Origin of the sequence: Halopiger djelfimassiliensis (assembly GCF_000455365.1) — an archaeon.
Taxonomy (GTDB): Archaea; Halobacteriota; Halobacteria; order Halobacteriales; family Natrialbaceae; genus Halopiger_B; species Halopiger_B djelfimassiliensis.
Map to the genome: position 1 here is coordinate 542852 of NZ_HG315684.1, position 16570 is coordinate 559421.

General features: G+C 65.4%; 14 protein-coding genes. 9 read left to right on the forward strand and 5 right to left on the reverse strand.

Features of this window, described 5'->3' with window-relative positions:
• Positions 1-702, forward strand: coding sequence for a phosphoglycerol geranylgeranyltransferase (locus TX80_RS02720; RefSeq protein WP_049921331.1), 702 nt, complete (start codon positions 1-3; stop codon positions 700-702).
• A 65-nt stretch (positions 703-767) separates the two neighbouring features.
• The gene (locus TX80_RS02725) at positions 768-1427 is read left to right on the forward strand and encodes a helix-turn-helix domain-containing protein (protein WP_049921332.1); all 660 of its coding nucleotides are present in this window, start codon (positions 768-770) and stop codon (positions 1425-1427) included.
• Between the two features lie 21 nt (positions 1428-1448).
• On the opposite strand, the gene TX80_RS02730 is transcribed toward TX80_RS02725, so the two are convergent.
• Entirely contained in the window at positions 1449-2216 is a 768-nt protein-coding gene (locus TX80_RS02730) for an SIR2 family NAD-dependent protein deacylase (RefSeq protein ID WP_049921333.1), read from the reverse strand.
• Between the two features lie 47 nt (positions 2217-2263).
• Complete coding sequence (locus TX80_RS02735; RefSeq protein WP_049921334.1) at positions 2264-2941, reverse strand: helix-turn-helix domain-containing protein; 678 nt, start codon at positions 2939-2941, stop codon at positions 2264-2266.
• Positions 2942-3081: 140 nt separating this feature from the next.
• Here TX80_RS02735 and TX80_RS02740 point away from each other — a divergent pair, with 140 nt between their 5' ends.
• From TX80_RS02740 to TX80_RS02765, 6 genes are all read left to right on the forward strand, one after another.
• Positions 3082-4428 carry a cytochrome P450 gene (locus TX80_RS02740; RefSeq protein WP_049921335.1) on the forward strand — a complete coding sequence of 449 codons (1347 nt, stop codon included), beginning with the start codon at positions 3082-3084 and terminating at the stop codon, positions 4426-4428.
• Positions 4429-4582: 154 nt separating this feature from the next.
• Entirely contained in the window at positions 4583-5887 is a 1305-nt protein-coding gene (aspS, locus tag TX80_RS02745) for an aspartate--tRNA(Asn) ligase (protein WP_049921336.1), read from the forward strand.
• Between the two features lie 152 nt (positions 5888-6039).
• Positions 6040-6873, forward strand: a complete 834-nt coding sequence (locus TX80_RS02750) for a pantoate kinase (protein WP_049921337.1) — start codon at positions 6040-6042, stop codon at positions 6871-6873.
• 313 nt (positions 6874-7186) lie between these two features.
• The gene (locus tag TX80_RS02755; protein ID WP_049921338.1) at positions 7187-10081 is read left to right on the forward strand and encodes a DUF1508 domain-containing protein; all 2895 of its coding nucleotides are present in this window, start codon (positions 7187-7189) and stop codon (positions 10079-10081) included.
• 60 nt (positions 10082-10141) lie between these two features.
• On the forward strand, positions 10142-10921 hold the full coding sequence (locus TX80_RS02760) for a 4-phosphopantoate--beta-alanine ligase (protein ID WP_049921339.1): 780 nt from the start codon (positions 10142-10144) through the stop codon (positions 10919-10921).
• 228 nt (positions 10922-11149) lie between these two features.
• Positions 11150-12130, forward strand: a complete 981-nt coding sequence (locus tag TX80_RS02765; protein WP_049921340.1) for a tyrosine--tRNA ligase — start codon at positions 11150-11152, stop codon at positions 12128-12130.
• 62 nt (positions 12131-12192) lie between these two features.
• Here the strand turns inward: TX80_RS02765 and TX80_RS02770 are convergent, their stop codons facing one another.
• Positions 12193-12951, reverse strand: a complete 759-nt coding sequence (locus TX80_RS02770) for a TenA family protein (RefSeq protein WP_049921341.1) — start codon at positions 12949-12951, stop codon at positions 12193-12195.
• Entirely contained in the window at positions 12948-13607 is a 660-nt protein-coding gene (tenA, locus tag TX80_RS02775; protein WP_049921342.1) for a thiaminase II, read from the reverse strand. The genes TX80_RS02770 and tenA overlap by 4 nt, the downstream gene beginning before the upstream one ends.
• Positions 13608-13790: 183 nt before the next feature.
• Between tenA and TX80_RS02780 the strand changes: the two genes are divergently transcribed.
• Positions 13791-14582, forward strand: a complete 792-nt coding sequence (locus tag TX80_RS02780) for a ZIP family metal transporter (RefSeq protein WP_049922170.1) — start codon at positions 13791-13793, stop codon at positions 14580-14582.
• A 301-nt stretch (positions 14583-14883) separates the two neighbouring features.
• On the opposite strand, the gene TX80_RS02785 is transcribed toward TX80_RS02780, so the two are convergent.
• Positions 14884-16551 carry a tRNA uridine(34) 5-carboxymethylaminomethyl modification radical SAM/GNAT enzyme Elp3 gene (locus tag TX80_RS02785; RefSeq protein WP_049921343.1) on the reverse strand — a complete coding sequence of 556 codons (1668 nt, stop codon included), beginning with the start codon at positions 16549-16551 and terminating at the stop codon, positions 14884-14886.
• Positions 16552-16570 lie beyond the last annotated feature (19 nt).

A 16570-nucleotide genomic window follows, 5' to 3' on the forward strand; every position in this document is an offset into this window, starting at 1 on the left:
ATGCCTACCCCCTGGGACGACTGGAACCACGTTCTCAAGATCGATCCGGACAAGGAGCTTCCTGACGGCGTCACCTACGGCGATCTCTGTGCGACCGGCACCGACGCCATCGAAGTCGGCGGCACCATGGGAATCACCGAGGAGAACATGAGCGACGTCATCGAAGCCTGCGCCGAACACGACGTTCCGCTCTATCAGGAGCCGTCGAACCCCGAGGTCGTCATCCAGGACGACGCGCTCGACGGCTATCTCATCCCGACCGTCTTCAACGCTGGATCGCCGTTCTGGATTACCGGCGCGCACAAGGAGTGGGTTCGGATCGATACCGACCTCGACTGGGAGCGAACGACGACCGAGGCGTACATCGTGATGAACCCAGACGCCGACGTCGCGACGTACACGGAAGCCGACTGCGACCTCGACGCCGACGACGTCGCATCCTACGCCACGGTCGCCGAGCGGATGTTCGGACAGGAAATCGTCTACGTCGAGTACTCGGGAATGCTTGGCGACGAGGGGATCGTCGAAGCGGCGGCCGAGGGAACCGACGACGCGACCCTGTTTTACGGCGGCGGCATCAACGATTACGACTCGGCGTATTCGATGGCCCAGTACGCCGACGTCATCGTCGTCGGCGATCTCGCACACGACGAGGGCGTCGACGCAGTCCGTGAAACCGTCGAGGCCGCAGCCGACGCCTGATCGGTGTCGGAGCGGGACGACTGTCGGCCTAAACTGTTTTGCGTCTTCGATCACCACGAACGGTCATGAGCCTCCTCGCGGAGTTCGAAGCGGCATCGTCGGCGCTCGTCCTCGGCCCGACGCTTGCGGCGATGCCGTCGCTCGAGGTGGACCTCGAGCGGCAGTATGCACTCGACCCGGAGCGGCCGATCGCGTTCTGCTGGATCCAGTGTCGCGATTTCGAACAGTTCGAGCGAACCCTGGATCGAGACGAGACGATCGCGAACTTCGAGCGGATCAATCGGCGCGACGAGAGCGAGCGTGACCGAGTACTGTACCGACTCCAGCAAAGCGACTCGGACGTCGTCCACGCGTATCGCCAGTGGGTCTCCGTCGGCGGCCAACTGCTCGATTGTCGCGGCTCCGACGGCCGGTGGGAAGTCGAGATGCGGTTTCCCGACCGGGACGCTTTTTCCCGCTATCAGGCGTTTCTCGAGCGCGAGAACGTCGCGTTCGAGTTACACCGCATTGCCGACGGTTCGGTCGGCGATCGGCCCACCGGCGGGGAGGTACTTACCGAGTCACAGCGGGAAGCACTCGTGCTCGCCTACGAAGGCGGGTTCTTCGAGATTCCGCGGGAGACGAAGCTCTCGGCGGTTGCGGAAACGCTCGAGATTTCGACACAGTCTGTCAGCGAACGGCTGCGGCGGGGACAGGCACAGCTGATCGAAGACCAACTCCTGTAAGCGGCGATCCGGCGGCGGGCCTCAGGCGTCCACCAGCGTCCGGAGGCGCGGAAGCACCGTCGTCACGTCCTCGCGACGGACCACGGCCGCCCGGTCGTCGACGGGCGTCGACTCGAGGTTGACGACGGCGACGGTCGCTCCGTTGGACGCGGCGAGACGGGGCAGCGACGCGGCGGGTTCGACGACGAGCGAGGAGCCGGTCGCGAGGAAGACGTCGCTCTTCCGGGCGAGCGACCGCGCACGCTGGAGGACCGCACCCGGAAGCTGTTCACCGAAGAGCACCACGTCGGGTTTGTAGACGCCGCCACAGTCACAGGTCGGTGGGAGCGTCCCGTTCGCGGCGCGCTCGAAGATCTCCTCGCCGTCGGTACGTCGGCCGCAGTCCTGACACCGAACCCGCCGTGCGTTGCCGTGGAGTTCGAGGATCGTCGACCCGTCGCCGTCCGAAAGCGAGTCAGCGGCGTCCCCGTGTAGCCCGTCCGTGTTCTGCGTGATGATCGCCTCGAGAACGCCGTCCCGTCCCATCGCGGCCAGCGCGTCGTGGGCGGCGTTCGGTTCGTGCGCCGCCCCGAACAGCTCACGGTGTAACTCGACGCGATCCGCCCAGAACCCCGCCGGGTCGCGGCGAAACCGACCGTAGGTGAACTGCCCTTCGTCGAACCGCTCCCAGACGCCGTCGTCCCCGCGGAAGGTCGGGACGCCGGAGGGCGCGGAGACGCCGGCACCCGTAAGCGCCACCGCGGTCTCGGCCTCGCGGAGTTCGGCCGCGAGTCGCTCGAGGTCGTTCATATCGGGATCTCGCCCTCGAGCGGTAAAAACGGGAAGGTCAGTCCCGGCTACCGGTTCGAAGACGCGTAGGAAGCGGCCAGCTTCGCTTCGATCCGCTGGAGGTGTTCGCCGACCGTTGCCGGGGAAAGCCCGAGTGTCGTGGCCAGTTCCCGGTGGGTTGTCCCGCGGGGAACGTCGTAGTAGCCCTCGCTGTGCGCGAGTTGGAAAATCTCCCGCTGTCGCTCGGTGAGTTCGTGTGCCGTCGCGGGTTCGTACTCGCCGAGTCGGCGGAGTTCGAGGTCGACGCCGGCCGGGAGGGCTGCGGCCGCGCGTTTGATCGCTCGACTCGTCCCGAGGGCCGTCACCTCGAGGCCACGGTCCGCGTCGCCGTCGACCGCGGGACCGGTGTCGACGAACTCCATCGGCCAGTCGAGCACGATATCGTGTTCCTGAAGGATCGCCAGTAGCTCGCTGACCGGGCCGATCGATCGACACTGGACGTAGGCGAGACCGCGGCCGTCCGCACCGGCGACGTCGTACTCGATGGTCTCCGCGGAGTCGGCGAGCAACGCGCGGGCGTGCTCGAGATCACCGCGTAGTTCGAACAGCTCGACGAACCGTCCCTCGTGGACGGGGCTCAGATAGCGGACGGCATCGATAGCCACCGCGTCGCTGCGGGCGAATGTGTCGTCGATCGTGTTGACTCGCCCGTCAGCCCACGTCAACACGACGGTCGCGTATCTCACGGCAGTCCTCCTGCGGGGCGTCCCTCGAAGGGGAGCCGTCCGTTCGTCCGCATACGGTTCCGTACTCGCCCTATATTTAAATACACCTAGTATGATCGGCCACAGGCGGAGGCGGCCGGAGCCCCTCGATACAACTACGCATGAGCAGCGAAACACCGCCGACAACGGACGAACATCCGTCGGGACCCGACGGCCTGCCGCTCGTCGGCAATCAGCTTGCGTTTCTCCGCGATCCCTACGGATTCATGACGAGCACGGCCCACGAGTACGGCGATATCGCTTACTGGGAGGATCCTGGCGGGCCGGTGTACCAGCTCAACCACCCAGACTACATCGAGCAGGTCCTCGTTCAGAACAACCAGAACTACGTCAAAGGCGATCGGTTCCAGAACGTGCTCGGCCCCATCACCGGGGAGGGCATCCTGAACAGCGAGGGGGCGGTCTGGCGGCGCAACCGCCATCGGATCCAACCCGCGTTCCATCCCGATCGGATTCAGGCGTACGCATCGATGATGACGGACGCCACCGAACACGCCCTCGAGGAGTGGATCGACGGCGAGACGCGGCTCGTCCACGAAGACATGATGGAACTGACGTTGAAGATCGTCGCGCGGGCGCTGTTCGGAACCGACATCGACGAGGACGTCGACACTATCGGATCGGCCCTCGAGCGGTTCATGGAAGCCTCCGAGAGCCTGCCGCAGTACGTCTTGCCGCCGTCGGTGCCGACGCCGGCCCGACTGCGGATTCGGCGCGCACGAGCGGACCTCGACGAAGTCGTCTACCGCCTGATCGAGAAGCGACGGGCCGACCCCACGGATCACGACGTGATCTCGATGCTCCTCGAGGCTGCCGACGAGGACGGGACCGACGTGTCGACCGAGCAGCTCCGGGACGAAGTGGTGACGCTGTTGCTCGCCGGCCACGAGACGACGGCGCTATCGCTGTCGCTGACGGCGTATCTCCTCTCGAAGAACCCGGCGGTCGAGACGCGGCTCGTGGCGGAACTCGAGGACGTCCTCGACGGCCGGTCACCGACGATGGACGACCTCGGCGACCTTTCCTACACCGAGCGCGTCGTCAAGGAGTCGATGCGGCTCTATCCGCCGGTCCCGGGAATCGTCCGCGAGCCGGTCAAGCCGGACGTGATCGGCGGTTACAGGATCGAACCGGGCGCGACGATCCGGATCCACCAGTGGGTCGTCCACCGCGATCCGCGCTGGTACGACGATCCGCTCGCGTTCCGCCCCGAACGCTGGACCGACGAGATGGAGGCGAACCTGCCGAAGCTCGCGTACTTCCCGTTCGCCGCCGGTCCGCGGCGGTGTATCGGCGACCGCTTTGCGATGCTCGAGGCGCGGCTCATCCTCGCAACCATCTATCAGCGCTACCACCTCGAACTCGTCCCCGGGACCGACCTCGATCTGATGGCGACGGTAACGGCCCGACCCAGAGACGAGATTCCGATGACGGTTCACGAGCGGTAATTCGCTCGAGAGCGGGTTCGAGCGGTCTCGTTTCCCGACTGCTGGGGAACGACGGCTCCGTACCCGGGCGTCGGGATCGCCGTCCTGACCGGGTGGGGGTTGCCGGCGGGGACGAACGATTGCGCTTAAGTTCCGGCTACGTGAATCCGATGGTATGCAGAACAGAACCTACACTGCCGACGCCGAACCCGGCGACGACGTCACGGTCGCCGGCTGGGTCCACGAGATCCGTGACCTCGGCGGTATCGCATTCCTGATCCTCCGGGATACCTCCGGCAAGATCCAGATCAAGTTCGAGAAAGACGAGATGGACGACGACCTCGTCGAGACCGGCCTCGACGTCTCGCGCGAAAGCGTCGTCACGGTCTCGGGCGCAGTCGAGGAGGAACCCCGCGCGCCGACGGGCGTCGAGGTCGTTCCCGAGTCGCTCGAGGTCGTCGCGCCGGCCGACCCCGAACTGCCGCTTGACCCGTCGGGGAAGGTCGACGCGGATCTCTCGACGCGACTCGACAACCGGACGCTCGATCTGCGCAAGGAGGAGGTTCAGGCGGTCTTCGAGATCCGCGCCGAAATCCTCCGGGCCGTCCGCGAGCGGTTCCGCGAGTTCCGCTGTACGGAGATCAACACGCCGAAGATCGTCGCCACCGGCACCGAGGGTGGGACGGAACTGTTCCCGATCACCTACTTCGGCGAGGAGGCGTTTATGAACCAGTCCCCGCAGCTGTTCAAGCAGCTCATCGCGGGCTCGAACGTCGAGCGCGTCTTCGAGATCGGGCCGATCTTCCGCGCCGAGGAACACAACACGCCCCGACACCTCAACGAGGCGACCTCGATCGACTTCGAGGGGGCGTTCTGTGACCACGACGACGCGATGGACGTCGCCGAAGGGATCATCAAAGCCGCCTACGAAGCGGTCACCGAGAACTGCAGCGCGCAACTTGAGGCGCTCGGCCTCGAAGACGAGTTCGAGATTCCGGAGGGCGACTTCCCACGCATCAGCTACGAGGAAGCCATCGAACGGATCAACGCGACGGGCGAACTCGACGAACAGCTCGTCTGGGGAGACGATCTCTCGACGCCGGCCGAGGAGGCCCTCGGTCAGGACGTCGGCGGCCACTACTTCATCACCGACTGGCCAAGCGAGATCAAGCCGTTCTACATCAAGGATCACGACGACGATCCCGAACTCTCGACCGGTTTCGACCTGATGCACCCGCGCATGGAACTGGTCTCGGGCGGCCAGCGCGAGCACCGCCACGAGAAGCTCATCGAGGGCTTCGAACAGCAGGGACTCGATCCCGATCAGTTCGAGTACTACACCAAGATGTTCAAGTACGGCATGCCGCCCCACGCCGGCTTCGGCCTCGGCGGCGAGCGACTGATCATGACGCTGCTCGGACTGGACAACATCCGCGAAGCAGTGTTGTTCCCGCGAGATCGCCAGCGACTGAGCCCGTAGGACCGTCAGCGTCTGTCGCCGTAAAGCGACGATGCAGCCGCTGAGAGCACGCGAGACTCGCGTGAAAACCGATTCGTTTCGAGGCCCGACCGTCGCCGGCGCGAACGCTCGAACCTGCAACGTTATATCGCCCGAGTCGTAACCGTGGGCTAATGCGCGATGAGGCGACGGCGTTCGTCCCCGGTCACATCACGGGCTTTTTCAGCGCTCACCCGGCCGAGGATCCGACCGAAGCCGGCTCTCGAGGAGCAGGGCTGACCCTTACCGACGGCGTCGAGGTGACAGTCGAACCGGCAGCGGAGACGGAATCGACCGTCGTGCTCGACGGCGAGGAGATCGATATCGACCCCGTCACGATCGTCCTCGAAACGCTCGGCGTCGCCGCCCGCGTCGAGGCCGAGTCGGATCTGCCGCTCGGGGCGGGGTTCGGCGTCTCGGGCGCGATGGCACTTGGAACGGCGCTCGCGGCGAATCACGTCTTCGAGTGTAAGCTCTCGGTGAACGAACTCGTCACGATCGCCCACGGTGCGGAGGTCGAGGCCGAAACGGGGCTCGGAGACGTCGTCGCACAGGCACACGGCGGCGTCCCGATCCGGCTCGAGCCGGGCGGCCCGCAGGAAAACGAACTCGACGCGATTCCCACGCGAGCGCGCGTCGAGTACGTCTCGTTCGGCGAGCTCTCGACGGCCGACGTGCTCTCGGGGGAGACCGAGCAACTGTCGGCCGCGGGGAAAGAGGCGCTTTCCCGCGTGGTCGAAGAACCGACCCTGCTCTCGTTTATGTACGCGTCCCGGCTGTTCGCCCGCGAAGCGGGGTTGTTGACCGAGCAGGTCATCGAGACGATCAACGACGTCACCGACGCCAACGGTCAGGCCTCGATGGCGATGCTCGGCGAGACCGTCTTCGCTTTCGGCACCGGCCTCTCGGATGCCGGCTACGATCCGTCGATCTGTGCGACCCACCCTGCGGGCGCGATGCTGAAGTAAGCTGTTGTTAAATACCGTCGAGAGTATTCAACTCCCGTTCATGTTCTGTGATGGAAGTCGATAACTGGCGTCAAGCAGCCAGTATCGGATCACCGAACTCGACGATATCGTGACCCGAACACCCCGATACCGATCGAGCAACTCGTGAGTTACGCTCCAGAACGGCGATACTGGCTGCCGACCGCTCGAGACGACGGGACCGTTCAACGAGACGACGGCGTAGCGAACGTGTGTTGGTCCGAACACATAATTGAACGACAACGTGGCCGGAGCTTTATTATAGTCCGTTCCAGTTATCCGTTCGGGTTTACGAATGTCATCAGGGAGTGAAATTCAGCAAAAACTGTTTCGTCTGTACGAACACTACGTCGGTGAACCCGACTCGAGAAAGGACGTCTACGGCTACTGGCTGTTTATCGTTGGGTACGTGGTCGGAGCCGCTGGCGTGTTCACGTTCGTCGCGGGATACGCCGGCGATGCCGACTCGTACGGACTGATCAGGGTCTCCGGAGTGATCGCGGCGACGGGACTCGCACTTTGTCTGTTCGGAATCGTGTTGATGCTGCCGGTACGAAGGCGGGGGATTCAGGCCAGCGCGCTCGGACTCGTCATCGCGCTGGTCGGCGTCGGCTTTTTCGGGTGGGCGTATCCGTACAACTGGCGCGGTTTCGGGACCGACTACAGCGTCGAAGTCATCTCGATCTATACGCTCGGTATCGGGATCATCGCGGGCGTCACCGCGCTCGTTCCGATCGTCACCGGGCGAAAGGGGATGTTCGTCGAGGAGGAAGGGGACTCCGAAGATCCGCCGATCCTGACCGGCGACGCGCTCGAGGGGGCACAGTTTGCCGTCTTCCGCGACGAGAACGGTGACTGGAAGTGGCACGTTCTCCACCTCGAGGCACTGGCCGAGAGCAACGACAGTGCGGTCACGCGGCCGAAAGCGACCGCAGGGATCGAACGCGTCCAGTCACAGATCAGTTCGGCGGGACTGATGGAACTGACGACATCGGCGTTTCGGCTCTACGAGGACCGCGACGGGAACTGGCAGTGGACGCTCGCTCGTGACGACGGCAGCATCGTCGGGGCCTGCGCCCGCGAGTTCGACCAGCGCGACGGCGCGGAGAACTCGGTGAGTTTCCTGAAGGATTGCGGTCCCGACGCGGACGTCATCGAGATCGACGACGCCGCGTTCACGTATACCGAAGAGCGCGACCGGTGGTACTGGCAACTGGTCGACGACGACCGGACGCCGCTGGCCGGAAGCGACACGGGACATCGAAATCAGGACAGCGCCGAAGAAGCCGCCCGGACGTTCGCGGAACGCTTCGACGGTGCGCGACTGATCGACGTCGAACACGTCGGCGTCGAACTCTACGAGCGAGCGGGCGAGTGGACGTGGCGGTTCGTCGACGACAGCGACGACGTCGTCGCCACGTGCACCGACGCGTTCGATTCGAGACGCGACGCCGAGGAAGCCGCCGAGGCGCTGCTTCCGGAACTCGAGTCGGCATCGGTGACCGTCGCCGGCGAGCCGACCTACGAGCGATACGAATCCGGCACGGAGTGGCGCTGGCGACTCGTCGACGAGACTGAACACGTCGTCGCCCGGAGCCCGGGGGACCTTCCGGATGCCGAACGCACCGAGCAACGGACGACCGAGTTCAGCGAGCACGTCCGCGACGCGGACGTCGTCGAGATCGACGAGGCGGCTTACGAAGTCTATCCCGCGGCCGAGTCCCACGAACTGACGTTCGACGAGAACGACGATCTGCCGGCGACGGTAGACGAACAGGTGGCGGCAACCGACGGCGGAACGGCCGCCGACGACGATGCCGGAACGGACTGGCACTGGCGACTCGTCACGGAGGATCGCGACGTGATCGCCGCGAGTACCGAACCCCACCCCGACGCCGAGACGGCAACGGGGGCGATCGAGCGGGTCCGCGAACAGGCCAGCGAGGCCGACCTCATCGAGTTCGAGGAGGCGGCTTTTCAGGTCTACGAGGCCGACTCCGGCGAGTGGCGCTGGCGGCTCATCGACGAGGACGGCAACGTCCTCGCCGACAGTGGGGAAGAACACACCTCCCGCAGCGAGGCCGCCGAAGCGATGATGACGCTGAAAGAGCAGGCTCCCGAGGCCGAACTCCTCGAGATCGACACCGCGGCGTTCGAGTTGTTCGTCAACGAGGACGACGAGTGGGGCTGGCGGCTCATCGACGAGGCCGGCAAACTCGTCGCGGAGGACCCCTCGACCCACCCGACCCGGGGAGCGGCCCGCAAAGCGATGAACCGGCTGCTCGAGCACCTCGGATCCGAGGTACGGACGATGGACCGGGCGATCTTTCAGCCCTACGCGTCCGAGGAGTGGCACTGGCGGTTCGTCCTCCCGTCGGGGGAAACGATCGCAGTCGACGGCGACGGCCACTCCACCCGCGACGAACTCCGCGAGCGCCTCGCGGACGTTCGCGAGGCGGCCGCTACCGCCCGCGGCTACACGATCGGCGACGTGACCGTCCAGCTTTACGGCAGCGGCGAGTGGCGGTTCCGATTGCTCGATCGCGATCGCGAGGAGATCGCGGATGCGGCCGTCTCGTATCCCGACCGCGACGTCGCCCTCGAGTCCGTCGAGGCGTTCAAGGCACACGCCGACGACGCGCCGATCTTTACGATCGAGGAAGCGGCGATCCGCCTCGACGACGAGGGCGGCTGGACGTGGGACCTCATCGACCGCGACCGCAACGTGCTAGCGAGTGCTACCGAGGCCACCGCGAGCAAGGACGAACTGCTGTCGGAGATCGAGACCGTCCGCCAGCTCGCGCCGATGGCGGGCCGCGTCGACTTCGACGTCGCCTCGTTCGAACTGGTCGCCGACGAGGACGACCGCTGGCGCTGGCGGCTGCTCGACGAGGACGGACGGACGGTCGCGACCGGCTCCGAAACCTACGCCTCCAGTGCGGCCGCACGCGACGCCCTCGCCGACGTTCGCGACCTGATCGAGACGGCGAGTATCCTCGAGATCGATAGCGTCTCCTTCGAGTTGCACGCGGCCGACGGCGACGACGGATGGGTGTGGCGACTGGTCGACGAGTTCGGATCGACGATGGCAGAAAGCACCCAGCGATACGAGTCCCGGACCGATGCCCGACAGGCGATGAACGACGTGAAATCCCACGCACCGGACGGCTGGATCACGTTCACCGAATAACGACGGCCGGCGGACGGCCGGATCGGGCGGCTTTTTATCACCGGTATCGTGTCATCGACCGTGAGCGATTACGACACCGTCTCGGCCGACGTCGAACACGAGGAGGAGATCCCCGAGGATCACCCGCGGTATCAGGACCTGCTCACCCGCCACCGGATCGAAACTGGCGTCGAGAAGGGAATCACGCACCTGCAGGGGATGCACGCCGAAGGACGGGGCAGTGCCTTCGACTATCTGCTGGGCGAGGAGACGATTCCGAGCGCCGACGACGCCGAACGAGCGGCCGCGGCACAGCTTCTGCTCGCCGACCACCCGGTTCTCTCGATCAACGGGAACGTCGCGGCGCTGGTTCCCGGCGAGATGGCCGATCTGGCCGCCGTCACGGGTGCCGATCTCGAGGTCAACCTCTTCAATCGGACCGAGGAACGGATCACCGCCATCGCCGACCACCTGCGCGAACACGGGGCCGAGGAGGTCAAAGGGCTCGAGGCCGACGCCCGCATTCCGAACCTCGACCACCAGCGTGCGAAAGTCGACGCCGACGGGATCTACGACGCGGACGTGGTGCTCGTCCCGCTGGAGGACGGCGACCGCGCCGCGGCGCTCGAGGAGATGGGCAAGACCGAAATCGTGATCGACCTCAACCCGCTCTCGCGGTCGCCGCAAGTCGCCGATATTCCGATCGTCGACAACATCATCCGCGCCGTGCCGAACGTGACCGCACACGCACGCGATCTGGCGGACGCGAGCGAGGACGATCTCCGGGCGATCGTCGACGCCTTCGACCGGGAGCGGGCACTCGACCGGGCGGAGAAACGGATTAGGTCGGGCGTGGAGTAGGGACTACCGTTTCTGCTCGAGGATCGTTCGAACGCGCCGGCTCGACCGACTTCCCGCCGCTCTATTTCCATCACTGCCGCCAGAGTCGACGCAAGCCGCACGTACAGCGCCGAACCGGCGGACGATGCTCTCGCTCGAGCATCCTGTCAGCGACCCCGATGGACCGACGAACGTGCGAACACAGTTCAAGAACGCATAAATCCGTCCGTTGATTCCAGTTAGACAGCAATGGATACCTACGACCTGATCACGCGAAACGCCGAGGAGGTCGTTACCGACGAGGAGATCCGCGAACTCGCCGACGATCCCGACGGCAAGCGCGTCTACGTCGGCTACGAACCGTCCGGGGTGCTCCACCTCGGGCACCTGCTGACGGCGAACAAACTCATCGACCTTCAGGAAGCCGGGATGGAGGTCGTCGTCCTCCTCGCGGACGTCCACGCCTACCTCAACGACAAGGGGACGTTCGAGGAGATCCGCGACACCGCCGAACGGATGAAAGCCCAGTTCATCGCCTACGGTCTCGAGGAAACCCAGACGGAGTTCGTCTACGGCTCGGAGTTCCAGCTCGACGAGGAGTACACGCTCGACCTGCACGAACTCGAGCTGTCGACGACGATGAACCGGGCCCAGCGCGCGATGGCCGAACTCCAGTCGGGCGAGACCGCGAAGGTCAGCCACCTCGTCTACCCCCTGATGCAGGCGCTGGACATCGAGTACCTCGATCTCGATCTGGCGGTCGGCGGCCTCGACCAGCGGAAGGTCCACATGCTCCACCGCGAAGAGATTCCGGAGCTGGGCTACGAGGCCCGTCCCTGTCTCCACACGCCCATCGTCGCGGATCTCACCAGCGGCGAAGGGAAGATGTCCTCGAGCGACGGCGTGACGATCTCGATGGAGGACTCGACCGCGGAGATCGAGGAGAAAGTCAACTCCGCGTTCTGTCCGCCGACACGCGACCCCGAAGGCGATCTCGAGAACCCCGTACTCGAACTCTTCGAGTACCACGTCTTCCCGCGGTTCGACGAGGTCGTCGTCGAACGCCCCGAGCAGTACGGCGGAAATGTCACCTACGAGGAGTACGAGTCCCTCGCCGCGGACCTCGAGTCGGGCGACCTCCACCCGGCCGACGCGAAGGGGACGCTTGCGACCTACCTCGACGACCTGATCGAACCGGGACGCGAGAAGCTTCGAGAACTGCGCTCCTGACGGCTGGAGCGAGATCGCAGTACCGTCCCGGATATGCTCGAGGGGACCGCCGGACAGCGCTCTTACTCGCCGGGTGTCGTCCCTCGAGCGCCGGCCCCGTCGAAGAACGCGACTTCGAGCGAGACCGTCCGCCGGAACAGCCGTTCGACGCGACGCTGACGGCGCGGGGAAAGCGCCGATCCGACGGCGTCGAGTTCGCCGCGAAGCCACTCGACGAACTCGCAAAACGGCTCGCGGGCGTGGAGGTCGATCCACTCGGCGTAGTAAAAGGGCAGATCGGCACCGTCGCTCGGCGGTTCGGTCCCGGGGTCGGCAGCCGTCGCGGCGACCGCCGTCGCCCACTCCTCGTAGATCCACTCGGCCGGCACCAGAACGGCGAGGGTCTCGGCGTAGTCGCCCTCGCGGGCCGCCCGTCCGAGCAGGTCGACGAACGCGGCGGTCGTCTCGGTCGGGTCGGGATCGGTCCACCGCGACTCCGGTATCTCGAGCGCGTCGAACGAGCGTTCGAAGAAGTCGTTTTCCTCGTCCGTGATCGTCCTCAGGAACTCGACGAACCGACGCGTGGCCGCCATATCTGGAGCCTGTCCGACCGCGTATCCGACCGTTCCGACGAGTTCGTCGAGGAACGCGTAGTCCTGAAGCAGATACTCGACGTAGACGTCCGTCGGCAACGTCCCGTCACCGAGTGCCCGGGTAAACGGATGTTCGACCGCGGCGGTCCAGTCCGGCTCCGATCGCTCGCGGAGCCAGTCGGTAAACCGCGGCTCGTCGGTTTCGGCGGCGTACTCCTCGTACGTCGCGGGAACGCTGTACTCCGTCACAGATCCCACCCCTCGAGCGTGTACGCCATCTCCCAGAAGCGGTACTCGAGTTTGGCGCTCGTGAGAAACGCCTCGCGCATGGCCTCGTGCTGGCCGGGATAGCGCTCGCCACACCGGTCGACGAACGCCCGACACCACGCCGTCGCCTCGCGGAACTCGTCGCCGGTGTAGAGTTCGATGAACGGGGTGTACCGGTGTTCCCCGTCGGCGAGGTCGGCCATGTGCTCGGCGACGTCGAGATACCCCTGCATACACGGGAACAGCGCCGCGGCGATCTCCGCGATCGATCCCTCGTAGGCCGTCCGGACCAGATAGTTCGTGTAGGCCTCGCAGGTCGGTGCCTTCTCGACGGCCTCGAGTTCCTCGCGCGGGATGTCGTAGCCGGCGGCGAACTCCCGGTGGAGGTCCATCTCGTGGTCCAGCACCTCGTGGGCGACGCCGAGCAGGTGCGTCATCGTCTCCTCGTCGCGGGTTTTCGTCCCGGCGATCGAGAACAGCCGCGCGTAGTCGAGCAGGTATCGGTAGTCCTGTTTTACCCAGTGGCGAAACGCCGCGTCGTCGAGCGTGCCCGCGGCGAGTTCCCGGACGAACGGGTGTTCCTTCTGTGCCTCCCAGACGTGCTCGCCCTCCTCGAGCAACTGCTCACTGAACGCCATCGGTCGTCGTAACGAGCGCCCCGATATTATAATCCAATGGTACAATCCGATTATATAGCGGGGACGGATCTCGACGACGGTCTCGTGTCCGGGCAGGTACCGATCGCGCCCACGCTCTCGGTATCGCACGCCAGTGCCGTCGGAAAAAGCCGGCTTTTTGCCGCCGCAAATCGAGATCCATCTGTGACGAGTCTCGAGACGGTCGTTCTGGTTGCGCTCCTTGCCGGCTGTGCGACCGGCGTCGGCGCGCTCCCGACGCTGTATACGGACCGCGTAAGCCACCACGTCTACGACGGCGCACTCGGGTTCGCCGCCGGCGTCATGGTCGGTGCAGCGATGTTCGCCCTCGTCGTCCCGGGACTCGAGCTGGGGACGCCCTGGGAGGTCGTCGCCGGACTCGGCCTTGGGACCGCCTTCCTTCTCGCGGCGAACGCCTTCCTCCCGCATATCCACCTCCACTTTTGGGGCGAGGAACTCGAGGGAACGTCCGCACTCGAGCAGGCGACCGATGCCGCCGTCGGCGGCGACCGCAGGCGCGCGGCGCTCGTCGGCAGCGCGATCACCATCCACAACGTTCCCGAGGGGTTCGCCGTCGGAATCGCGTTCGCGAGCGGGGAGACGGCGCTTGGATTCGCCATCGCGGCCGCTATCGCCGTCCAGAACGTCCCGGACGGGTTCGCGATGGCCGTCCCGGCGACCCGCGCCGGCGTCTCGCGCACCCGAACCGTCCTCTATACGACCCTGTCAGGCGGCGTGCCGGAACCGATCGCGGCGGCGATCGGGTTCTCGCTCGTGGCCGTCGTCACCGGCCTGTTCCCGCTGGCCGCCGGCTTCGCGGCGGGTGCAATGATCGCCGTCGTCTTCCGCGAACTCATCCCCTCGAGCCACGGCCACGGCTACGCCGACACCGCGACGGCGGCGTTCGTCGCGGGGTTCGCGCTGATGCTGGTCGTGGATACGGTGCTTGCGGTCTAGTTCCCGGCGGCCACGCCTTTCCCGGGAATTGAGTCCGTGACTGTGTGATAACCGCGACCGAAGTCGTGGGTGAGTTCAGGCCGAAAGATACTCGCGTCGCAGTCGGCCGACGACGGTCGCGAATACCGTGACATGGATGACAACGATGCTGTGTTGATCGACTGGGCCGAACACCGACTCGAGCATCGCTCCGGCTCCCTTTCCTCCGGACGCTGCGCTGCTGACTACCGCGCAACCAGACGGAGGACGCCGACGGCGAGAACGAGATGACGACCAAGAGACCTACCCGAACTGTGAGTCGTCAGAGCCGTTTGCTCACGTACGGCCCGTCCTGGTGGTAGCCGAGCTTCTCGCGGTAGTACTCTCGGGCACCGATGCCCGAGATGACGCTTAGCTTGTCGTAGCCGGCGTCGGCGGCGAGCGCTTCGGCACGGTCCATCAGTCGGCGGCCGTACCCCTTGTGCTGGTGTTGGCCCGTCTCCCCTTCGGCGTCGGTGCCGACCGACACTTCCGAGCCGTAGACGTGGAGTTCACGCACCAACGCGGCGTTCTCGAGTTCCGGGCGTACCGGATCGTTGGGGAACCGCAGCCGACAGAATCCGATCAGGAGGTCCTGCTCGAAGTCCTCGAAGGAAATGAAGTGTTCGGTGCCCCCGCAGGCGTCGTAGGTCATGACGTCGAGTTCGACCTCGTCGGGTTCCGCGTCGTTCATCCCGACCTCGCGACAGCGGATACACTCACACTCCCAGCCGTGTTCGTCCATGCGCTTGCGCGCGAGCTGCCGGAGGTTCGACTTCCAGACGCCGGCATCGATGAAGTCGGCCGGGATGTCCCGCTGGACGCGCTGGAGCCGCGTGTACCGGGGGATCATGTCCTTGATCTCCGCGATCAGCTCCGCGGCCTCGTCGTTCGAGAGGGGTTCGTACTCGTCTTTGTACCACCAGTCGTAGGTCGCGGTCCCGCGGACGACCAGCGTCGGATAGATCTTCAGGTAATCCGGCTTCCACTCTCCGGACTCGAAGAGCCGCCGGAAGTCCTCGAGACACATCTCCGTGGACATGCCGGGCTGGCCCGGCATCATGTGGAAGCCGACCTTGAACGCCGAATCCCGCAGTCGCTGGTTCGCCTCGATCGACTCCCGGACGCCGTGGCCGCGGTGCATCTCCCGGTTGATCCGCTCGTAGGTCGTCTGGACGCCGACCTCGACTTTCGTTCCGCCGAGATCGAGCATCCGGTCGATCTGCTCGGGATCACACCAGTCGGGCTTGGTCTCGAAGGTCGTCCCGATGTTGCGGACGTCCGCGGTCTCGTTTTCGGCGATCACGTCCTCGAGATACTTGAACTCGTACTCCTCGGGGTCTTGCGCGAAGCTCTCTCCCTCTGCTGGTTCGGGTTCCTTGTCGACGTCGAAGTCGTTCATCGCCTCGAGCGCACGCTTGACGAACCACTCCTGGTAGTCGTGGCTGCGGGCGGTCATCGTCCCGCCCATCAGGATGAGTTCGACCTTGTCGACGGGGTGGCCGATCTCCCGGAGCTGCTCGAGACGGAGTGTCACCTGTCCGTAAGGATCGTAATCGTTCTGGACGCCGCGAGCGGCGGCCGGTTCCTCGCCCGTGTAGCTCTGCGAACTCGAAAACTCCGAGTCGGGGCCGCCCGGGCAGTAGAGACACTTCCCGTGGGGACACCGCTCGGGCGAGGTCATGATCGCGACCGGCGAGACTCCCGACGCGGTACGGACCGGTTTGCGCTGGAGTACCGCCTCCAGATCCTCGCGGTACTCCTTGGGCGCGTAGTCGAGTAGCTCGGAGTTTTTCGGGACCTTGGGTGCCGAGTGCTCCGAGCAGGCCTCGAGTTTGGCTTTCTCGACCTCGTCGCGCTCGATCTCGCCGTTGATGATCCGGTCGACGAGCGTCTCACAGACCTGCTCGAACGCTTCGGTTTCGGTCGGTTCGGGCGTCTCGGTACTCACTACACGTGTTTCGTCGCCG

What these genes read in the sequence shown, in the direction of transcription:
- TX80_RS02720 (WP_049921331.1), top strand. Translation starts at nt 1, where the DNA reads ATGCCTACCCCCTGGGACGACTGGAACCACGTTCTCAAGATCGATCCG.
- TX80_RS02725 (WP_049921332.1), top strand. Translation starts at nt 768, where the DNA reads ATGAGCCTCCTCGCGGAGTTCGAAGCGGCATCGTCGGCGCTCGTCCTC.
- TX80_RS02730 (WP_049921333.1), bottom strand. Translation starts at nt 2,216, where the DNA reads ATGAACGACCTCGAGCGACTCGCGGCCGAACTCCGCGAGGCCGAGACC.
- TX80_RS02740 (WP_049921335.1), top strand. Translation starts at nt 3,082, where the DNA reads ATGAGCAGCGAAACACCGCCGACAACGGACGAACATCCGTCGGGACCC.
- aspS (WP_049921336.1), top strand. Translation starts at nt 4,583, where the DNA reads ATGCAGAACAGAACCTACACTGCCGACGCCGAACCCGGCGACGACGTC.
- TX80_RS02750 (WP_049921337.1), top strand. Translation starts at nt 6,040, where the DNA reads ATGCGCGATGAGGCGACGGCGTTCGTCCCCGGTCACATCACGGGCTTT.
- TX80_RS02755 (WP_049921338.1), top strand. Translation starts at nt 7,187, where the DNA reads ATGTCATCAGGGAGTGAAATTCAGCAAAAACTGTTTCGTCTGTACGAA.
- TX80_RS02765 (WP_049921340.1), top strand. Translation starts at nt 11,150, where the DNA reads ATGGATACCTACGACCTGATCACGCGAAACGCCGAGGAGGTCGTTACC.
- tenA (WP_049921342.1), bottom strand. Translation starts at nt 13,607, where the DNA reads ATGGCGTTCAGTGAGCAGTTGCTCGAGGAGGGCGAGCACGTCTGGGAG.